Genomic DNA, 19,588 nt, shown 5'->3' with positions numbered 1-19,588 from the left:
AGCAATAAATGATACACAGGGGCGGCTAATCACCGCCCTTACTTTTGAGGTGTAAACAGTGACTCTGAAACAACGGAATATCGCGGTAGGGATCATTCGCAATGCACAGAAAGAGATCTTTCTTACCCTGCGAGACCCTTCATCACACATGGCTGGATTTTGGGAATTTCCGGGCGGTAAAATCGAAAGCGGTGAAACTCCTGTTGAAGCGCTGGTCCGCGAACTACAGGAAGAAGTCGGTATCGACACCCGCCATCCGGTGCTGATTCGTACTTTGCAACACACCTTTCCCGACCGCATTGTAAATCTGCATTTCTTCATCGTAGAGCAATGGAGCGGCGAGCCCTATGGCAAAGAGGGGCAGCCAATGCGTTGGGTTGCGCAAAGTGAACTCAAAGAAAGTGACTTTCCACCGGCCAACGCCGAAATCGTAATCGCATTGCAAAAAGGCGAGATTTGAAAGGTTAATGCGCGGGTATCACGAGCATGATAATAACGTTTCACTGACGTAAAAAAGGGCCTTGCGGCCCTTTTCTATTTGATGTCGTCTTCGCTCCACTCGTCGAGGTCGTTAATCTCGCCTTTGCTTGGGATGCGTTTCTCTTCATCGGCCCATTCGCCGAGATCAATCAACTGGCAGCGTTTGCAGCAGAACGGACGATAAGGACTCTTTTCGCCCCAGATAACCGATTTGCCACAGGTTGGGCAATTGACTTCAATTACGTCGTTATTCATCACCAACTCCTAACAGCAGGCAAGTTCAAAATTAAGTCTGGCCGGAACCTGGCCCTTTTCACTATCCAAAGGCAAAAAGCGGATAGCATAACGAGTCTTATGGCCTGACACCTGCGGATAAAGCTGATGCTCAAGAGAAATCTGCAGACGCAGTAAATCTGCATCCTCAGCATTATCCTGAAAGAAACCATTGAGGCTAATCTGGTTACGGAAAGGCCCAGACTGTCGAATCAGGCCAAGAATACTGGTCAGCGAACGATTCAGCGGAGCCAGCGTTTCCAGCCAGGTTTGCACATTGCCATCACGGTGTTCTTGCGGCAAATGCAGCCAAATGTGCAGCGTCGGTAAATCAAAACTGCAACAGCCGCCAGGGATACTCAGGCGCTGTTTCACCAGACTGATAAGACGGTCTTCTTTCAACGCCTGACCAATCCTCGGTGCGCTCATCAACACCGTTGCCGTCTCTTTCAGCTCGGCACGCAATTCATGAATACGAGACATCTCAACGCCTGGGACATCGGCCCATAACAGCAGTTTTTGCTGTTGGCGCTCAAGCTCTTTAAGCAGTTCAGTGCGCACTTCCCCGCGTTCCAAAACGTCCAGCAAATCAGACGCGGTACGGAAAAAGGTCAGCGCAGGGCCCATGGCACTAATCTGGGGATTAGCGTGTAACTGTTGTAAAAGAAATTCAATACGCAACCAGGTGCGCATCTTTTCATTTAAAGGATGTTCAAAGAGAACGGTAGAAACCACATCACTCATTCTTGTCAATATCCTGTCGGGTCGCTGAAGCCGCTAATTCCAGATAACGGCTATGTAATGAAGCAACACGCGGCTCGATCGTCTCGGGACCACCGTTGTTATCAATAATGTCATCCGCGCTGGCCAGCCTTTGCTGGCGCGAGGCCTGCGCGGCGATAATGCTTTCCGCCTGCTGACGGTTTACCCCATCACGGCTGATTGTTCTTGCGAGTTGAACCTCTTCGCTAACATCAACCACAAGTACGCGATTTGCCCGCCCTTGTAATCCATTTTCTACTAGCAGAGGAACGACCCAAAGCACATAGGGCGTCAAAGAGCCCTGAATCTGACGCTGTGTCTCTGCCTGTATTATAGGATGGAGGAGTTGGTTAACCCATTGTTTATCATCTGTATTGCTAAAAATAATTTCGCGCAAACGTGGGCGGTTGAGTGAGCCATCAGGCTGAATAATTTGTTTACCAAATCGTTCAGCCAACGCATTCAACGCAGGGGTTTCAGGTTTGACAACTTCACGGGCAATAATATCAGCATCAACCAGCGTAACGCCCAGACGCGCAAAGGCGTTGGCAATCGTGCTTTTTCCACTGCCTATCCCGCCGGTGAGTGCAACTATGTAGCTCATGCTTTAGCTCGAATGCTTTGTGTTCATAAAGTGCGATAGCTTAAATGATAAAGGTATCGTCAGTAAGTGCAAGCCAACCTTATGGTTGATGGGGCATCGGCGTGTGCGCATTCAGCCTTGAGCACAGGATATAGCCTAAAGTGAAATTGCAAACTGTGAGGTGAGAGGCAAAACGGCCTCTTGCCGTGCGCCTATTCCTGAGTATGATAAAACCACTGGAGAAGGTGCAAACTGTTACTTGCCTGCTGTTTCGTGATGCAGGCTTTTAGCCCCAACCAGGACAACCCTATGCGTATTGAAGAAGATTTAAAATTAGGTTTTAAAGACGTCCTCATTCGTCCCAAGCGCTCAACCCTCAAGAGCCGTTCAGAAGTCGAACTCAGTCGAACCTTCACATTCAAGCATTCTGGCCAGAGCTGGTCGGGAACGCCTATCATTGCCGCCAATATGGATACCGTCGGCACTTTCAGCATGGCAGAAGCGCTCGCCTCTTTTGGCTTACTCACCGCAGTGCACAAACATTACAGCGTAGAACAGTGGCAGGCCTTTATCGCTCTAAGCAGTGAGACCGTGCTGCATCATGTGATGGTCTCGACCGGGACATCGCAGGCAGATTTCACAAAATTGCAGGATATTCTGGCACTATCTCCGCTGCTGAAATTTATTTGTCTCGACGTTGCCAATGGCTATTCCGAACACTTTGTTGAATTCCTGCAGCGCGTGCGCGAGGCTTGCCCGGATAAAGTCATCTGCGCAGGCAATGTGGTCACCGGTGAGATGGTCGAAGAGCTTATCTTATCGGGTGCGGATATTGTCAAAGTCGGGATCGGACCAGGCTCGGTCTGCACTACGCGAGTTAAAACTGGCGTGGGTTATCCGCAGCTTTCAGCGGTGATTGAATGTGCCGATGCGGCCCACGGCCTTGGCGGCCAAATTGTCAGCGACGGCGGCTGTGCAGTGCCCGGAGACGTAGCCAAAGCCTTTGGCGGCGGTGCTGATTTTGTCATGCTCGGCGGTATGCTGGCCGCACATGATGAATGCGAAGGCACCATCGTTGAAGAAAATGGCGATAAATTTATGCTGTTTTACGGCATGAGCTCAGAATCTGCCATGCAACGTCACGTAGGCGGTGTTGCGCAGTATCGCGCTGCCGAAGGCAAAATGGTCAAGCTGCCGCTGCGTGGACCTGTCGAAAATACCGTTCGTGATATTTTAGGCGGCCTACGTTCAGCGTGCACCTACGTTGGCGCAGAGCGACTGAAAGAGCTGACAAAACGCACAACCTTTATCCGCGTTGCCGAGCAGGAAAATCGGTTGTTTGGACAATAATCCAAACGTCTGTGGGGCATAGTTCTCTGATTGCTGCACGCTATTTATTGAGCACTCCCCGGCCTGTTGAGAACACAATTGGCTGGGGAGAATAAGCTAAAACACCTGAGTTTTATAAACCTCTGCTAATTTGCCTCCAGTAACAAGCCTTGAAAAAAAACCTCGCGTTTCAGGTCATTGCCGCCCCGAGATTGAAGATTGGTAAATACATCGCGATGACCAGCCCGCCAACTATTACCCCCATAAACAGCATCATCAGCGGCTCGATCTTTTGCGCCATGTTATCGGCCAATTCATTGGCCTGTTCAGCGTGCCAATGAGCCAGTTTCTCGAGCAAAGTATCCAATGCTCCAGACTCTTCGCCAATCCGCACCAGTTGGCGACAAAGCGCCGGGAACAGCACGGACTCATGCAGTGCCTTGTTCAAGGCTATTCCCTGAGATAAACGCTGTGTCAGTTGCCCGACTGCGCGCCGATAATGAAGATTACTGATTGTTATTTCAGCCGCCTCAAGCCCGGCGCTAAGGGTCATCCCAGCGTGTTGGGTTAGAACCAGAGTTTGAAACAGTTGACACAAGCAACCATCGCCTATCAGCTTTCTCACGAGTGGCAGTCGTAGCAACCAGGCTTGCTCTCGCCAGCGCCATTTTTCTTGCGGGTGCAGATACCGTATATACAACCCAATACCTAAGGCAAAAAACAGCGAGACGGCAGGCCCAAAGCGCACAATGGCCCCGGAAGTGGAAATCAGCATCTGTGTAAACCACGGTAGCTGAGCATCAAAGGAATCATAAATTTTGGCAAACTCCGGTAAGACCAGTGTCAGCATCAACAAGGTAATCGCCAAGGCGACCACCATGACAATTAGCGGATAACGCAGCGCCTTTTTTACTCTCTTTTGCAGCTGCATTACCTGTTCCTGCTGGATTGCCAGCTGTGCACAGCAGCTATCCAACTGGCCAGTCAATTCCCCTATTGAGATAATTTGCGCATAAATAGGGGGGAAGACCTGCGGATATTCCTTCATTACACTCGACAGCGGCTGCCCTTCATTGACCTTCTTTACCAGGTCTGCAAGCACACAGCGCCATCCTGCCAGTGGATGGTCGCTGGCGAGCAGCTCAAGACTCAGCGTCAGAGGCAGGCCAGTTTGTAGCAGCGTGGCTAACTGACGGACAAAGGCAATACGCTCCTTGTTTTTCCAGTATCCTTTGCCCATCTTAAGTGATTTTTTAAGGACAATCGGTTGGAGTCCTTTTTGAAGCAACTGACCGAACACCTCCTGTGAACGTGGTAACAGGCTCTCCCCACAGAGCAGCTTTCCTGAGTCATCTACTGCCTGCCAGGTATAAAGATAAAGATCACTCTGACTCACTCGAATTTTCCTCGCCGATCACTCGGTACAGTTCACTCAGCGAGGTAATGCCTTTCTTAACCAGTGTCATCCCTGAGGCATAGAGTGTTTGTTGGCTTTGTGAGGAGGCAATTTCTCTCAGCGCCTGTGAATCTGCGCCATTGACCAATGCCTGTTGCAGCGACGGGCTGTTTTCAAGCATTTCATAAATCCCCACTCTGCCGTAATAACCCGAGAAACAGTGCTCACAGCCTACCGCCTGCCAGATTTCCATGGCGTTAGCCTGACCACCAGATTCCGATTTTAACATTGTTTGATGAGGAGATTTACAGTGCGGGCATAACTTACGGACCAGTCGCTGGGCAATCACCAAACGTAAAGCCGAAGCAATCTGATAGCCTTCGATACCCATCTGCGCCAGCCTGACCAGAGTTTCGGAAGTCGAGTTAGTGTGCAAAGTCGACAGCACCAGATGCCCGGTTTGAGAAGCTTTGACCGCAATTTCTGCTGTCTCGGCATCGCGTATCTCGCCGATCATGATAACGTCGGGATCTTGGCGCAGTAGCGAGCGCAGCACGCTGGCAAAACTCAACGACGTCTTGCTATTAATCTGCGTCTGGTTGATACCATGTACCGGTATTTCTACCGGATCCTCAACGCTGCAAATATTTCGGCTGACCTTATTGAGATGGCGTAAACCGGTATATAGCGTGACAGTTTTTCCGCTGCCGGTCGGGCCGGTCACTAAAACCAGGCCCTGAGGTTTACTCAACGCGGAGAGATACTGTTGTTGCTCTATGGCTGAGAGCCCGAGCTGCTCCATCGACAATTCCTGCTGGGTGCGATCCAGAATCCGCAGCACGATTTTTTCCCCGCACAATACGGGTAATGACGCGATGCGCATAGAATACCGCTGCTTGTCACAGGCCACTGCTATTTGCCCATCCTGCGGTAAACGGTGCTCGGCGACGTTCAACTGCCCCATAATTTTAAGTCGAGCAAGCACGCTGGCGATGAGAGAATAATCGGGAGCGGGAACCTCTTGTAAAACGCCATCGATACGTAACCGCACACGTAGCTGATTTTCAAACGGTTCAAAGTGAACATCCGAGGCTCGCCGCTGAATTGCCTGTTTCAACGTCTGGTTAAGAAACTGCACCACTGGTACTTTACTTTCCTCATCAAGATTATGGTCCTCGTTATGCCGGGCTGAGTGCTGTTGATCGCCTGAATCATATTCAGCCCGGTTCAGCGCGCGTTCGATTTGAGTTTGCGGCCAATATTCCAGCCTGACCTTTAAGGCGCAGATAAAGCGTAGTGCACTCAGGAGGGCGGCAGTGTCGGTACTTTGCTGGTGGCAGGCGACGCGCAAATCGTCCTGTTCCATACCAATTAATACCGCACCATAATGTTGGCATTGCTGCTCCAGTTGCTCCTTGATCGAGTCAAGCCGGGCATCCATTAGCGTGTTCCAGTGTCATTGAAATGGAAAATCTGTTCGCATGATTTTACCAACCCATCATTTCCCGTATTCAGACATTGGCGGCTCCAGTCAATACTGCCATCAGCGGAGTTAATCACTGGTGTCATGACTACGCTGAGCCCGCTCAAAGCCTGCTTTCCGATGAGCGTAATAACACCGGCTTCAACCTTCACCTCGCTGACATAGCGAGACTGCTTGCTTTCGGGGATGTTGGAGACACCATTTTTACAGGCAACCAGTTCGCCTAAATCTATGCTGCATAGTTCGCTGGCCGTTTTATAAGGCACCATAGTTTGCAGCATGTCGGTAAGTGCCGCTTTTTGGGTGTAAGACTGATAAGCGGGAATGCCGATACCGCTGAGAATGCCAATAATCCCAATCACTACCATCAGCTCGATCAGCGAAAAACCCTGCTGATAGTTTTGATGTTTTGAGGTGGTTCGTGAGCAAGTAACAGCCGAGTGAGCCGGCAATAAGACGGGGGATATCATTTTGAGTTGCATAAGGTTTTCCTTTTCCTGGAAATCATTGAGGCTGAATGAGGGCTCAACTTAGCGACTTCGGTGTGCAGCGGCTAGCGGAGAAAAAGCGTCTTGCGAGACGTCGCGGAAAAAGAAAATGTAATGATGAAACGGAGAAATAAATCAGGAATAAAGCTCGCAAATTCCCCTCGCGGTTTCAAAAAAAACCGAAGAGGGGATTCTCTAAATCTCATTCAGGGATTAGTTTAAACGGCAGGAGAATTTGCTTGAGGTTTAGCGGAAACGCATCGACAGGTCCATAGCTCGTACGTGCTTGGTCAATGCGCCCACCGAGATGAAATCGACGCCGGTTTCGGCAAACTGACGCAGGGTAATATCGGTTACGTTGCCTGAAATCTCAAGCAGCGCACGGCCTGCGGTCAAGGCAACACTTTCACGCATCGTCTCCAAGGTGAAGTTGTCGAGCATGATGATATCCGCGCCAGCCTCCAGCGCAGCTTTAAGCTCGTTGATGCTTTCAACTTCGACTTCAACCGGCACGTCGGCGTGAATTTGCTGAGCGCGGGACACCGCGTCCTTAATGGAACCACAGGCAATAATATGGTTTTCTTTAATCAGGAAGGCATCGGCCAGCCCCAGACGATGGTTACTGCCACCGCCGCACAGTACCGCGTATTTTAGTGCCGTGCGCAGTCCCGGTAGGGTTTTACGAGTATCAAGCAGGCGAGTTTTAGTACCTTCAAGCAGTTTTACATAGCGATTCACCGAGCTGGCAACGCCTGAAAGGGTTTGCACAAAGTTCAGCGCTGTTCTTTCACCGGTGAGCAGTAAACGAGCCGGACCGGCGAGATTAAACAAAGGCTGGTTTTCTACCAGTGCATCACCATCCTTTACTAGCCAGGTAATCTGTACATCGCCGCGACCAAGCTGGGCAAAGACTTCATCAACCCAGCCTTTGCCGCAGAAAACTCCGGCTTCACGGGTGATAACCGTGGCCTGCGCCAGAGTATCGGCAGACAGTAGCTGCGCTGTCAAATCGCGATTGGCATCGACTTCACCGCCGAGATCTTCTTCGAGCGCTTGCTTGACAATCAGGGGGATATCATTGTGAATACGGTCGAGCAACGCGGCGCGGCGACTTTCCATGCTGTAGCTGCGAGTTGGCATACAAAACTCCGAAATGGCAAAGGATGGTGAATTAAAACATGCTACCCTTTTAGCCTTCATACTTGAAGCTGCAGATGCGTTGGCCGCTTACCCGTCATACTTGAAAAGGAGCGACAATGGAGTTAAGCCAAGGCTGGATCACCGAAGCGCGGCAGGTTATTTCTCCGCATTGCGATCTTCGCCCAGAAGATGAAATTCCCTCACTGTTGATTATCCATAATATAAGCCTACCGCCTGGCAAGTTTGGCGGGCCTTACATCGATCAGCTGTTTACCGGTACGCTCGATCCCAGTGAAGACCCCTTTTTCGAGCAGATTTACCAGCTACGCGTTGCGGCCCATTGTTTAATCCGCCGCGACGGTGAAGTGGTGCAATACGTGCCTTTTAACAAACGTGCCTGGCATGCAGGAGTCTCTAACTGGCAGGGCAGGGAGCGTTGTAATGACTTCTCTATCGGCATCGAACTCGAAGGAACCGACTTTGAGCCATTTACCGACGCTCAATATCAGAGTTTACTTCAAGTTACTGATTTGATACTAAGACACTATCCTATCGATTTGCAGCACATTACAGGACATAGTGATATTGCGCCGGGCAGGAAAACTGACCCAGGCCCGCACTTTGACTGGCAGCGCTATCTTGAAGCAATGAAATAGCACACGCTGAGTAACACACCAAAAGAGAGCCATCGTCCATGACGTTAATTACTTTGTTGCTGGTTTTAGCCTGGGAACGCTTATTTAAACTAGGCGAGCATTGGCAGCTCGATCATCGTTTCGAGGTGATTTATCGCCGCGGTCGCGCGGCTTCGCTGACTAAAACTCTGGCGATTATTGTCATTTGGATGGCGGTGGTGTGGGGTATTCTGCGGCTGGTACATGGCTTTTTCTTTGGTGTTCCATCGCTGGTGTTATGGGTGTTGATCTGCCTGCTGTGCATCGGTGCGGGTCTTAAGCGCAAGCACTATCGCGCCTATCTGAAATCTGCTCGTCAGGGCGATTCCAACGCCTGTTCCGAGATGGCAGAAGAGCTGGCGCTTATTCACGGTTTACCTGGGGATTGTGCCGAGGGCCTGCGTTTACGCGAGCTGCAAAACGCCCTAATCTGGATTAACTTTCGCTATTATCTCGCGCCGCTATTCTGGTTTGTAGTCTGCGGGCCTTATGGTCCGGTTGCGTTGGCAGGCTATGCCGCACTGCGCGGTTATCAGTCCTGGCTTGCCCGCAACTCTACGCCGTTGAAGCGCAGCCAATCTGGTGTCGATAATCTGCTGCATGTGCTTGACTGGATCCCGGTTCGTCTTGCGGGCGTTGCCTATGCTTTGATTGGTCACGGAGAAAAGGCCTTACCGGCCTGGTTTGCTTCACTGGGCGATGTACATACTCGACAGTATGAAGTGCTTACTCGATTAGCTCAGTTTTCACTGGCGCGCGATCCGCACCTTGATCCGGTACAAACCCCGCGCTCAGCGGTTGCCATGGCGCGAAAAGTCACCATTATCATTCTTATCGTGGTGGCATTGCTGACGATTTACGGCACACTGGTTTAATCAAACTAATGATTATCTGCCGGAGGAATACCGAACACCGGCATGCCGTCATCGTCCCAGTTTATGGTCTTTAATCGCGTGTGGCGGTTGGGATCGTAAAGCGGATCACCTTGAATCTCGGTGTAATTTCTTGCGTGATAAACCAGCACGTCCTCGCCTTTTTCATTCTGGGTAAAACTGTTGTGTCCCGGTCCAAACTGACGATTATCTGCCTCAGTCTTAAATACCGGCGTCGGCGATTTATGCCATTGGCCCGGATCGGTGATATCGCTTTCGAGATCGGCCCATAGCAAGCCAATGCAGTAATTTTCGTCAGTGGCGCTGGCGGAATAGGTGATGAAAATTTTGTCGTAGCCCTCAATCACCGCTGGTCCTTCATTCACTTTAAAACCAATGGTTTCCCACGGTAGTTCCGGCTTGCTAAGCATTACCGGCGCGGATTTTAGCGTCCACGGGTTGCTCATCTCAGCCAGATACAAGTTTGAATTACCCTCAATAGCTGGATCTTTTTGCGCCCAAAGATAGTAGCTTTTGCCCGCATGACTGAAATGGGTCGCATCCAGCGAGAAGCTATCAATCGGCGTGGCGACCCGGCCTTTCTCCTGCCATTTTCCACTCAGGGGATCGGCATCGGAGCATTCAAGCACGAACATTCGATGTTGAAACAATCCTTTGACTATTTTGTCTGAAGGCGCTGCGGCAAAATAAATGTACCAGTTGCCATTGATATAATGCAGCTCTGGCGCCCAAATCAGTGCGCTCATTGGGCCGCCACTGTGCTTGCGCCAGACTATGCGCGGTCGGGCTTCGGCCAGACCTTCAAGAGTGGCTGAACGGCGAATTTCGAGCCGGTCATACTCTGGTACCGAAGCGATAAAATAATAATGGCCGTCGGTATGACGCCAGATGTGCGGATCGGCGCGCTGGGTGATAAACGGATTCGAATAAACACTTTTACTCATGCTTGGGTTCCTTGCTTGCAAAGGCCGATAAATCGGCTGCCCCCTGTTTAGCTTCAGGATAGGTGTTTAGATCATGAAAATTGTGGCGGCGTTTCTCCAAATCGGCCTGAATAGTCTTCATTAATTCACGGTCAACTTTCAATAGCCTGACCACGCCGGCGGTAATCAGATAACCAATACCCGGAATCACGGTGAACAACAGCACGATACCGTTAAGCGCTGATGCAGTCTGTGATGTGGCACCCCCTTGATAGCCATAAAGCGAGAGTAAAAATCCAACCATAGCGCCAGCTACTGCCAGTCCGCACTTCAGAAAGAATAAATTGCCGGAAAAACTGATGCCGGTGCTTCGTTTACCGGTTTTCCACTCGCCGTAATCGTCTACGTCTGCCATCAATGACCAGTGCAGTGGGGAAGGTATCTGATGCAGGATATTCAGCACAAAATATGCCACCAGAATCAATGTCGTCAGATGTGGATTCAGGAAGTAGAAGCCACATGAAAACAGCGTGAGGATGATATTGGTCCAGAAGAAGACTTTTAGCTTGCAGAAGCGATCGGTGAGAGGCTTGGCCAGCGCACTGCCGACCATCATGCCGACGACGCCAAGGCTGATAAACAGGCTGGCGAACGACGTCGATTTCTCCATCACCCAGGTGACGTAATACATAGTGGCGGCCATGCGAATAAAGCCGGGGCAGACGTTGCAGAAAGTCAGCAGCAGAATGCGCACCCACTGGTCGTTCTTCCATACATCTTTGAGGTCACTTTTCAGTGCGCGTTTAGTGGGGGCTGCAGGGTGAATTCGCTCTCTGACCGAGCTAAAGCAAAACAAAAACATGACCAGCGCAATCAGCGCCATCACCCCAATCGACATCTGATAACCGCGAGCCTTGTCCGCGCCACCGAACCACTGCGCCATTGGCAGCAGGGAAGAGGACAGAATCAGCGTGGCAATGCCGACCATAAAGAAACGATAAGACTGACAGGAAACTCGCTCTTTTGGATCGGCTGTTATCACACCGCCCAGCGAACAGTAAGGAATGTTGATAGCGGTGTAGGTCAGCGACATCAGGAAATAGGTCACAAACGCATAGATCACCTTGCTGGAGTAACTCCAGTCTGGCGTTGAAAACATTAAAACGCTAAACAGGGCGAATGGCAGCGAAACCCACAGTAAATAAGGACGGAATCGCCCCCAGCGAGTGGTGGTCCGGTCTGCAATCGCGCCCATAATCGGATCGCTGACTGCATCGACGACTCTCACCGATAATAACATCACGCCAACCAAGGCAGGAGCCAGCCCGAAAACGTCGGTATAAAAGTAGCTCAGAAACAGGGTGATGGTGCCCCAAATCATGTTGCAGCCCGCATCTCCCATGCCATAGGCCACTTTCTCTTTAAATGACAGCGCGCCTTGTCTCATTGATTCTCTCCAAAGGGGCAAATAACTTGTGTATGAAGTATTAACCTCGCTTATGGTTTCGAGTCAGGAGATAAAGGTCATAGAGATGGACGAATTGGTCACGAAAATGAAATTGTGAGCTTGGCAACAGTTCGGATGGCTTTGCACAAGCATAAAAAAACCCGGCAGAAGCGCCGGGTTTGTCATTTATAAGCGGGTTATTTACCGAGATTAACCACTGCAGAATTTTTGCCTTTCAGCTTGTAGCTGATACCGAGCAAAATCAGCCACACCGGGATTAGAATCACCGAAATGCGAATACCTGGCGTGAGGTACATAATCACCAGAATACCTGCCAGGAACAGCAGGCAAATGTAATTACCCAGTGGATAAAGCAGCGCTTTAAACTTGGTATTTACGCCAGCACGCGCCTTGGCCTGACGAAACTTGAGGTGCGCCAGGCTTATCATCGCCCAGTTGATCACCAGAGCAGAAACTACCAGCGACATCAGGATTTCAAACGCTTCGCCTGGCATCACGTAGTTAATCACAACGCATAATGCGGTAGCCAGCGCCGAGACACCGATGGCCACATAAGGCACGCCACGACGGTCAACTTTCAGCAGCGATTTTGGACCGTTGCCTTGCTTGGCGAGGCCAAACAGCATGCGGCTGTTGCTGTAAACACAGCTGTTGTAAACCGACAGTGCCGCAACCAGCACCACAACGTTAAGCAGGGTTGCGACCAGCTTGCTGTCCAAGGCGTTAAAGATCAGTACAAACGGGCTACCGCCTTCGATAACTTTGCCCCAGGGATAGAGCGAAAGCAGGATAGCCAGCGAGCCAATATAAAAAATCAGAATACGATAGATAACCTGATTGGTGGCTTTGGGAATGCTTTTTTCCGGGTCATCGGCTTCGGCAGCAGTAATGCCGACCAGCTCGAGTCCGCCGAACGAGAACATGATCACCGCCATCGCCATCACTAACCCTTTAACGCCATTAGGAAAGAATCCTCCCTGCGCCCAGAGATTGGTCACTGTAGCTTCGGGACCGCCGTGACCGCTGGCCAGCAGCCAGGCACCGAAGACGATCATGCCGACAATCGCGACCACTTTTACCAGCGAAAGCCAGAACTCCATCTCGCCGTAAACTTTAACGTTGGTCAGGTTAATGGCGTTAATCAGCACAAAGAACACCAGAGCAGAGACCCAGGTCGGGATCTCGGGCCACCAGTATTGTACGTAGATGCCAACCGCGGTCAGCTCTGCCATTGCGACTAATACGTATAATACCCAGTAGTTCCAGCCTGAGGCGAAACCAGCAAAATTACCCCAGTATTTGTAGGCAAAATGACTAAAGGAACCTGCAACAGGTTCTTCTACTACCATTTCACCTAACTGACGCATGATCAGAAATGCGATCAAACCGCCAATGGCATAGCCAAGAAGTACAGAAGGCCCAGCCATTTTAATCGTTTGGGCTATCCCCAGAAAAAGCCCGGTGCCAATTGCGCCACCTAAAGCAATCAACTGAATGTGGCGATTTTTCAGCCCGCGCTTCAGTTCATCACCGTGTTGCCTGTGTTCCATTTCCCGATCCTCTGTCGTAAGGGAAAATCTAAAAATCAGCTTAAAACGTATGCTGTAAGCCGAAGATTACATGCTTTGTATCTAATTATTTACGGCTGTAATGTGACTTAAAATCAGCATTAACTACCGTTCGGCCAAGAATAGTGTTAAGCGAAAAAGTTTGCACCTGGTTTATTGAATAAGCGCATAAGAAACGCGCATGTTGATCAAAAAACTGACTAAAAAGGTCGAAATGTGATCCAGAGCACGTTAAAAAATGAAATGCTAAATTTTTGTTAAAATGTGCGGGATAAGCGGTTTTAAGGAAGGCCCGATATGGACACCGAGTGAATACTTTGTTACTTTACGGCCACGTTTTTTAAATTGGTATTACCAATTTACTCCGAGCTCTTCACGAGACCTAAAAGGCAGATAAACGTTCCCATGGCCTACAGTAAAATTAGACAGCCGAAGTTATCTGACGCAATTGAGAAACAGCTCGAATCTCTGATCCTGGAAGGGACGCTACGGCCTGGTGAAAAACTTTTGCCTGAACGTGAACTGGCAAAACAGTTTGATGTTTCAAGGCCTTCGCTGAGGGAAGCTATCCAGCGGCTTGAAGCCAAAGGGCTTCTGCTTCGTCGCCAGGGCGGTGGTACTTTCGTACAAAGCAACCTCTGGCAAAGCTTTAGTGATCCTCTTACAGAATTACTTTCTGACCATCCTGAATCACAGTTTGACCTCCTTGAAACCCGACACGCGCTTGAAGGTATTGCTGCATATTATGCCGCACTTCGTGGAACGGAAGAGGACCTGCAGCGCATTCGTGACTGTCACGTTGTGATTCAGACAGCGCAGGACAGCGGCGATCTCGACGCCGAAGCCGACGCGGTTATGCAGTACCAAGTTGCTGTAACAGAAGCCACGCATAATATGGTGCTGCTGCATCTGGTCCGCTGTATGGGACCAATGCTGGAAAAAAACGTCCGCCAAAATTTTGAATTGCTTTACTCGCGTCGCGAAATGCTGCCGCTGGTGAGCAACCACCGCGCCGGGATTTTTGCGGCGATTGTGGCACGCGAGCCGGAAAAGGCGCGCGAAGCTTCACACCGCCACTTGGCGTTTATTGAGGAAGTTTTGCTGGATATGAGCAGGGAGCACAGCCGTCGTGATCGTTCACTACGCCGACTCCAGCAACGCAATGAAGAAAATTAAACTCTGGGTAATCCTGGCTGTCTGCATACCCATGGCCCGTTTTTTAGGGTTTTTTGAGAATAATTTTGGAAGCTTGATGCTCTTTCAGGAGAGCAGAAACTAAACTGATGGGCCTGTCTTCGTGCATTTTTACGTCAAGAATGCAGGAAGACAGGCTCCAGATAAACCTACGTATTAGAGACAGATAAGGAAAAGCACCATGTCAGAACGTGTAAATAATGACGTGGATCCGATCGAAACTCGCGACTGGCTACAAGCGATCGAATCGGTCATCCGTGAAGAAGGTGTTGAGCGTGCACAGTTCCTGATCGATCAGGTTCTGAGCGAAGCACGTAAAGGCGGCGTGAGCGTTGCAGCTGGTTCTGCAAGCCGTAACTATATCAATACCATCGCTGTTGAAGACGAACCTGAATATCCGGGTAACCTGGAGCTGGAACGCAACATTCGTACGGCAATCCGCTGGAACGCGATCATGACCGTTCTGCGTGCCTCTAAAAAAGACCTGGATTTGGGTGGCCACATGTCATCATTCCAGTCTTCTGCCGCTATTTACGAAGTGTGCTTCAACCACTTTTTCCGTGCACGCAACGAGCAGGACGGCGGCGATCTGGTTTACTTCCAGGGCCACATTTCTCCGGGCGTGTACGCGCGTGCTTTCCTTGAAGGCCGCCTGACTGAAGACCAGATGAACAATTTCCGTCAGGAAGTTCACGGTAAAGGTCTTTCTTCATATCCACACCCTAAACTGATGCCTGAATTCTGGCAGTTCCCGACCGTATCAATGGGTCTGGGTCCAATCGGTGCTATTTATCAGGCCAAGTTCCTGAAATATCTTGATCACCGCGGTCTGAAAGACACTACCAGCCAGCGCGTTTACGCGTTCCTGGGCGACGGTGAGATGGATGAGCCAGAATCTAAAGGTGCGATCACCATCGCGACCCGTGAGAAGCTGGACAACCTGTGCTTCATCATCAACTGTAACCTGCAGCGCCTTGATGGCCCGGTTACCGGTAATGGTAAAATCATCAACGAACTGGAAGGCATCTTTGCAGGCGCCGGCTGGAACGTAATCAAGGTGATTTGGGGCAACCGCTGGGATGAATTGCTGCGTAAAGACACCAGCGGCAAGCTTATCCAGCTGATGAACGAAACGGTTGACGGTGACTACCAGACCTTCAAATCGCGCGACGGTAAATATGTTCGCGAGCACTTCTTCGGCAAGTATCCAGAAACTGCGGAATTGGTCAAAGACATGACCGATGAGCAGATCTGGGCTCTGAACCGCGGGGGTCACGATCCTAAGAAAGTCTTTGCTGCACTGAACAAAGCGCAGAATACCAAAGGCCAGCCAACAGTAATTCTTGCTCACACCATCAAAGGTTACGGCATGGGTGAAACTGCTGAAGGCAAGAACATTGCCCACCAGGTCAAGAAAATGAACATGGATGGCGTGCGCTATATCCGTGATCGTTTCAGCGTGCCGGTTAGCGATGAAAACATTGATAAACTACCTTACATCACTCTGGAAAAAGACTCTGCAGAGTACAAATACCTGCACGAACGTCGCCAGGCGCTGAAAGGCTATCTGCCAACTCGTCTGCCAAACTTCACCCAGAAGCTGGAAATGCCGAAACTGGAAGACTTCTCTCAGCTTCTCGAAGAGCAGAAGAAAGAGATTTCGACCACTATCGCTTTCGTCCGTGCTTTGAACGTGATGCTGAAAAACGAATCTATCAAAGATCGTCTGGTACCGATCATCGCCGATGAAGCGCGTACTTTCGGTATGGAAGGTCTGTTCCGTCAGATTGGTATTTACAGCCCGAACGGTCAGCAATATACCCCGCAAGACCGTGAGCAGGTTGCTTACTATAAAGAAGACGAGAAAGGTCAGATTCTGCAGGAAGGTATCAACGAACTGGGTGCCGCCTCTTCCTGGCTGGCAGCGGCGACGTCGTACAGCACCAACGACCTGCCTATGATCCCGTTCTATATCTACTATTCTATGTTCGGTTTCCAGCGTATCGGTGACTTGTGCTGGGCAGCGGGCGACCAACAGGCGCGCGGCTTCCTGGTCGGTGGGACTTCAGGTCGTACAACTCTGAACGGTGAAGGTCTGCAGCATGAAGATGGTCACAGCCACATTCAGTCGCTGACTATTCCTAACTGTATTTCTTACGATCCGGCGTATGCCTACGAAGTGGCGGTCATCATGCATGACGGCCTGGTTCGTATGTACGGCGAAGCTCAAGAAAACATTTATTACTACATTACTACGCTGAACGAAAACTACCACATGCCAGCTATGCCAGAAGGCGCGGAAGAGGGCATTCGTAAAGGTATCTATAAATTAGAAACCATCGAAGGTAGTAAGGGTAAAGTGCAGTTGATGAGCTCGGGCTCCATTCTGCGCCACGTGCGTGATGCTGCTCAGATTCTGGCCAAAGACTACGGCGTTGGCTCTGATGTTTACAGCGTGACTTCATTCACCGAGCTGGCCCGTGACGGCCAGGATTGCGAACGTTGGAACATGTTGCATCCGGCTGAAGAACCACGCGTTCCTTACGTGGCTCAGGTTATGAATGATGCGCCGGTTGTTGCATCGACTGACTACATGAAGCTGTTCGCCGAGCAGATCCGTAACTTCGTTCCTGCCAGCGATTTCCGCGTGCTTGGCACCGACGGCTTTGGTCGTTCTGACAGCCGCGAAAACCTGCGTCACCACTTCGAGATCGATGCATCTTACGTGGTCGTTGCAGCACTGGGTGAATTGGCCAAGCGTGGCGAGATCGATGTTAAGGTTGTGGCTGAAGCCATCACCAAGTTTGGCATCGATGCTGACAAAGTTAACCCGCGTCTGGCGTAAGAGGTAAAGACAGATGGCTATTGAAATTAATGTACCGGACATTGGTGCCGATGCAGTAGAAGTCACCGAAGTGCTGGTGAAGGTGGGCGATAAAGTTGAGGCCGAGCAGTCACTGATTGTTGTTGAAGGTGACAAGGCGTCAATGGAAGTTCCTTCTCCACAGGCTGGCGTGGTTAAAGAAATTAAAGTTGCGGTCGGCGATACCGTCGAGACCGGCAAGCTGATCTTCGTGTTTGATTCTGCGGACGGCGCTGCGGCACCGGCTAAAGCAGAAGAAAAACCAGCTGCAAAAGAAGAAGTAAAAGAAGAAAAACCTGCCGCCGCGGCTTCAAGCGAAAGCAAAGAAGTTAACGTGCCAGACATTGGCGGCGACGAAGTTGAAGTCACCGAAATCCTGGTTAAAGTTGGCGACAAGGTTGAAGCCGAGCAGTCACTGATCAACGTTGAAGGCGATAAAGCCTCAATGGAAGTTCCGGCTCCGTTCGCAGGTACAGTGAAAGAAATCAAAGTTGCTGTTGGCGATAAAGTCAGCACCGGCTCGTTGATTTTCGTGTTCGACGTCGCGGGTTCAGGCTCTGCTGCTCCGGCAGCCAAAGAAGAAACCGTAGCGGAAGAGAAACCTGCAGCGGCTCCTGCGGCCTCTGGCAGCAAGGAAGTTAACGTGCCTGATATCGGCGGCGACGAAGTTGAAGTCACCGAAATCATGGTTAAAGTAGGCGATAAAGTTGCCGCTGAACAGTCGCTGATAACCGTTGAGGGCGATAAAGCCTCGATGGAAGTGCCTGCTCCGTTTGCCGGAACCGTTAAAGAAATCAAAATCGCTGCGGGCGATAAAGTCAGCACCGGCTCGCTGATCTTCGTGTTTGAAGTTGAAGGCGCGGCGCCTGCTGCGGCTCCGGCCAGGAAAGAAGAAGCGGCTGCTCCTGCCAAACAGGAACAGAAAGCGGCGGCTCCGGCCCCAGCTGCTGCGGCCACCGAGAGCAAAGGTGAGTTCTCCGAGAACGATGCCTATGTTCACGCGACCCCGGTTATCCGTCGTCTGGCACGCGAATTTGGCGTTAACCTGTCGAAAGTGAAAGGCACCGGTCGTAAAGGCCGCATCTTGCGCGAAGACGTTCAGGCTTACGTGAAAGATGCTGTTAAACGCGCTGAGGCTGCACCTGCTGCCGCAGCGGCTGCGGGTGGTAGTCTTCCAGGCATGCTGCCATGGCCGAAAGTGGACTTCAGCAAGTTTGGTGAAATCGAAGAAGTTGAGCTGGGCCGTATCCAGAAAATATCTGGTGCCAACCTGAGCCGTAACTGGGTCATGATCCCGCACGTTACGCAGTTCGACGAAGCGGATATCACCGAAGTTGAAGAGTTCCGCAAACAGCAGAACGTTGAAGCCGAGAAGAAGAAACTCGACGTGAAAATCACGCCGCTGGTCTTCATCATGAAAGCCGTAGCCAAAGCGCTGGAAGAATTCCCACGCTTTAACAGCTCGCTTTCTGCCGATGCGCAGACGCTGACGCTGAAAAAATATATTAACATCGGTGTGGCGGTTGATACGCCAAACGGTCTGGTGGTTCCTGTGTTCCGTGACGTCAACAAGAAAGGCATTGTTGAGCTGTCCCGCGAGCTGTCAGTAATCTCCAAGAAAGCCCGTGATGGCAAACTGACTGCTTCAGATATGCAGGGCGGCTGTTTCACTATTTCCAGCCTCGGCGGTATCGGCGGCACAGCGTTTACGCCTATCGTCAATGCGCCGGACGTGGCGATTCTGGGCGTTTCCAAATCGTCTATCAAGCCGGTATGGAATGGCAAAGAGTTCGAACCACGTCTGATGTTGCCACTGTCTCTGTCCTTCGACCACCGTGTTATTGACGGTGCTGCCGGAGCACGATTTGCGGCATACATTGGCACAATAATGTCAGATATTCGTCGTCTGGTTATGTAATTGTTATAAGGCCGGCCAGTTGCCGGCCTTGTTTTTGATACGGATCTTGTTGTTCCGAATGGATAACAAGGTTGTTGAGACTCAGGTCACCCGAACTTTGTTTGCAGAATTTTAACAATTCTGTAAACTTCTCGCGGTGTATGCGTCCCGGTG

The 19,588-nt window shown here is 50.7% G+C and carries 17 protein-coding genes; 7 read left to right on the top strand and 10 right to left on the bottom strand.

Annotated elements, in window-relative coordinates; translation table 11 throughout:
• The first annotated feature begins 64 nt into the window (after positions 1–64).
• Complete coding sequence (mutT, locus tag SPM24T3_RS00355) at positions 65–460, top strand: 8-oxo-dGTP diphosphatase MutT (RefSeq protein ID WP_037377308.1); 396 nt, start codon at positions 65–67, stop codon at positions 458–460.
• A gap of 74 nt (positions 461–534) precedes the next feature.
• On the opposite strand, the gene yacG is transcribed toward mutT, so the two are convergent.
• The 3 genes from yacG to coaE are packed head-to-tail and all read right to left on the bottom strand — an operon-like array spanning position 535 to position 2,119.
• On the bottom strand, positions 535–735 hold the full coding sequence (gene yacG, locus SPM24T3_RS00350) for a DNA gyrase inhibitor YacG (protein WP_009634681.1): 201 nt from the start codon (positions 733–735) through the stop codon (positions 535–537).
• Positions 736–744: 9 nt separating this feature from the next.
• The gene (zapD, locus tag SPM24T3_RS00345) at positions 745–1,497 is read right to left on the bottom strand and encodes a cell division protein ZapD (RefSeq protein WP_009634680.1); all 753 of its coding nucleotides are present in this window, start codon (positions 1,495–1,497) and stop codon (positions 745–747) included.
• Positions 1,490–2,119 (bottom strand): dephospho-CoA kinase, encoded by a 630-nt coding sequence (coaE, locus tag SPM24T3_RS00340; RefSeq protein ID WP_009634679.1) that lies wholly within the window; start codon positions 2,117–2,119, stop codon positions 1,490–1,492. Before coaE ends, zapD begins: the two co-directional genes overlap by 8 nt.
• 288 nt (positions 2,120–2,407) lie before the next feature.
• Here coaE and SPM24T3_RS00335 point away from each other — a divergent pair, with 288 nt between their 5' ends.
• Entirely contained in the window at positions 2,408–3,448 is a 1,041-nt protein-coding gene (locus tag SPM24T3_RS00335; RefSeq protein ID WP_009634678.1) for a GMP reductase, read from the top strand.
• 169 nt (positions 3,449–3,617) lie between these two features.
• Here the strand turns inward: SPM24T3_RS00335 and hofC are convergent, their stop codons facing one another.
• From hofC to nadC, 4 genes are all read right to left on the bottom strand, one after another.
• Positions 3,618–4,823, bottom strand: coding sequence for a protein transport protein HofC (gene hofC / locus SPM24T3_RS00330; protein ID WP_009634677.1), 1,206 nt, complete (start codon positions 4,821–4,823; stop codon positions 3,618–3,620).
• Positions 4,810–6,264: a type II secretion system protein GspE gene (gene gspE, locus SPM24T3_RS00325; RefSeq protein WP_009634676.1), complete on the bottom strand. Its 1,455-nt coding sequence runs from the start codon at positions 6,262–6,264 to the stop codon at positions 4,810–4,812. The genes hofC and gspE overlap by 14 nt, the downstream gene beginning before the upstream one ends.
• Positions 6,264–6,788, bottom strand: coding sequence for a prepilin peptidase-dependent pilin (gene ppdD, locus SPM24T3_RS00320; protein WP_009634675.1), 525 nt, complete (start codon positions 6,786–6,788; stop codon positions 6,264–6,266). The genes gspE and ppdD overlap by 1 nt, the downstream gene beginning before the upstream one ends.
• Positions 6,789–7,040: 252 nt before the next feature.
• On the bottom strand, positions 7,041–7,934 hold the full coding sequence (nadC, locus tag SPM24T3_RS00315) for a carboxylating nicotinate-nucleotide diphosphorylase (RefSeq protein ID WP_009634674.1): 894 nt from the start codon (positions 7,932–7,934) through the stop codon (positions 7,041–7,043).
• A 116-nt stretch (positions 7,935–8,050) separates the two neighbouring features.
• Here nadC and ampD point away from each other — a divergent pair, with 116 nt between their 5' ends.
• Positions 8,051–8,590, top strand: coding sequence for a 1,6-anhydro-N-acetylmuramyl-L-alanine amidase AmpD (ampD, locus tag SPM24T3_RS00310; protein ID WP_009634673.1), 540 nt, complete (start codon positions 8,051–8,053; stop codon positions 8,588–8,590).
• 38 nt (positions 8,591–8,628) lie between these two features.
• Entirely contained in the window at positions 8,629–9,483 is an 855-nt protein-coding gene (gene ampE, locus SPM24T3_RS00305; RefSeq protein WP_009634672.1) for a beta-lactamase regulator AmpE, read from the top strand.
• 5 nt (positions 9,484–9,488) lie between these two features.
• On the opposite strand, the gene SPM24T3_RS00300 is transcribed toward ampE, so the two are convergent.
• The 3 genes from SPM24T3_RS00300 to SPM24T3_RS00290 form a co-directional block, all read right to left on the bottom strand.
• Positions 9,489–10,445, bottom strand: coding sequence for a family 43 glycosylhydrolase (locus tag SPM24T3_RS00300; RefSeq protein ID WP_009634671.1), 957 nt, complete (start codon positions 10,443–10,445; stop codon positions 9,489–9,491).
• A complete protein-coding gene (locus SPM24T3_RS00295; protein ID WP_009634670.1) occupies positions 10,438–11,871 on the bottom strand; it encodes a glycoside-pentoside-hexuronide (GPH):cation symporter in 1,434 nt (477 codons plus the stop codon). Before SPM24T3_RS00295 ends, SPM24T3_RS00300 begins: the two co-directional genes overlap by 8 nt.
• A gap of 197 nt (positions 11,872–12,068) precedes the next feature.
• Positions 12,069–13,442, bottom strand: a complete 1,374-nt coding sequence (locus tag SPM24T3_RS00290) for an amino acid permease (protein ID WP_009634669.1) — start codon at positions 13,440–13,442, stop codon at positions 12,069–12,071.
• A 423-nt stretch (positions 13,443–13,865) separates the two neighbouring features.
• On the opposite strand from SPM24T3_RS00290, the gene pdhR reads away from it, so the two are divergent.
• The 3 genes from pdhR to aceF all read left to right on the top strand — a co-directional run bounded on the left by pdhR (position 13,866) and on the right by aceF (position 19,435).
• Positions 13,866–14,636 carry a pyruvate dehydrogenase complex transcriptional repressor PdhR gene (gene pdhR, locus SPM24T3_RS00285; RefSeq protein WP_009634668.1) on the top strand — a complete coding sequence of 257 codons (771 nt, stop codon included), beginning with the start codon at positions 13,866–13,868 and terminating at the stop codon, positions 14,634–14,636.
• 199 nt (positions 14,637–14,835) lie between these two features.
• Positions 14,836–17,499, top strand: a complete 2,664-nt coding sequence (gene aceE / locus SPM24T3_RS00280) for a pyruvate dehydrogenase (acetyl-transferring), homodimeric type (RefSeq protein ID WP_009634667.1) — start codon at positions 14,836–14,838, stop codon at positions 17,497–17,499.
• 13 nt (positions 17,500–17,512) lie between these two features.
• Positions 17,513–19,435 carry a pyruvate dehydrogenase complex dihydrolipoyllysine-residue acetyltransferase gene (gene aceF / locus SPM24T3_RS00275; RefSeq protein ID WP_009634666.1) on the top strand — a complete coding sequence of 641 codons (1,923 nt, stop codon included), beginning with the start codon at positions 17,513–17,515 and terminating at the stop codon, positions 19,433–19,435.
• Positions 19,436–19,588 lie beyond the last annotated feature (153 nt).

This window comes from Serratia sp. M24T3 (assembly GCF_000257645.1).
Classification (GTDB): domain Bacteria; phylum Pseudomonadota; class Gammaproteobacteria; order Enterobacterales; family Enterobacteriaceae; genus Rouxiella.
The sequence above is the reverse complement of the archived record's forward strand: the minus strand, read 5'-3'. Positions and strand labels throughout refer to the sequence as shown.

Coding starts and splice junctions, on each gene's coding strand:
- coaE (WP_009634679.1), bottom strand. CDS start 2,119: ATGAGCTACATAGTTGCACTCACCGGCGGGATAGGCAGTGGAAAAAGC.
- SPM24T3_RS00300 (WP_009634671.1), bottom strand. CDS start 10,445: ATGAGTAAAAGTGTTTATTCGAATCCGTTTATCACCCAGCGCGCCGAT.
- ampD (WP_009634673.1), top strand. CDS start 8,051: ATGGAGTTAAGCCAAGGCTGGATCACCGAAGCGCGGCAGGTTATTTCT.
- zapD (WP_009634680.1), bottom strand. CDS start 1,497: ATGAGTGATGTGGTTTCTACCGTTCTCTTTGAACATCCTTTAAATGAA.
- SPM24T3_RS00290 (WP_009634669.1), bottom strand. CDS start 13,442: ATGGAACACAGGCAACACGGTGATGAACTGAAGCGCGGGCTGAAAAAT.
- aceE (WP_009634667.1), top strand. CDS start 14,836: ATGTCAGAACGTGTAAATAATGACGTGGATCCGATCGAAACTCGCGAC.
- yacG (WP_009634681.1), bottom strand. CDS start 735: ATGAATAACGACGTAATTGAAGTCAATTGCCCAACCTGTGGCAAATCG.
- pdhR (WP_009634668.1), top strand. CDS start 13,866: ATGGCCTACAGTAAAATTAGACAGCCGAAGTTATCTGACGCAATTGAG.
- aceF (WP_009634666.1), top strand. CDS start 17,513: ATGGCTATTGAAATTAATGTACCGGACATTGGTGCCGATGCAGTAGAA.
- gspE (WP_009634676.1), bottom strand. CDS start 6,264: ATGGATGCCCGGCTTGACTCGATCAAGGAGCAACTGGAGCAGCAATGC.
- ppdD (WP_009634675.1), bottom strand. CDS start 6,788: ATGCAACTCAAAATGATATCCCCCGTCTTATTGCCGGCTCACTCGGCT.
- SPM24T3_RS00335 (WP_009634678.1), top strand. CDS start 2,408: ATGCGTATTGAAGAAGATTTAAAATTAGGTTTTAAAGACGTCCTCATT.
- SPM24T3_RS00295 (WP_009634670.1), bottom strand. CDS start 11,871: ATGAGACAAGGCGCGCTGTCATTTAAAGAGAAAGTGGCCTATGGCATG.
- ampE (WP_009634672.1), top strand. CDS start 8,629: ATGACGTTAATTACTTTGTTGCTGGTTTTAGCCTGGGAACGCTTATTT.
- nadC (WP_009634674.1), bottom strand. CDS start 7,934: ATGCCAACTCGCAGCTACAGCATGGAAAGTCGCCGCGCCGCGTTGCTC.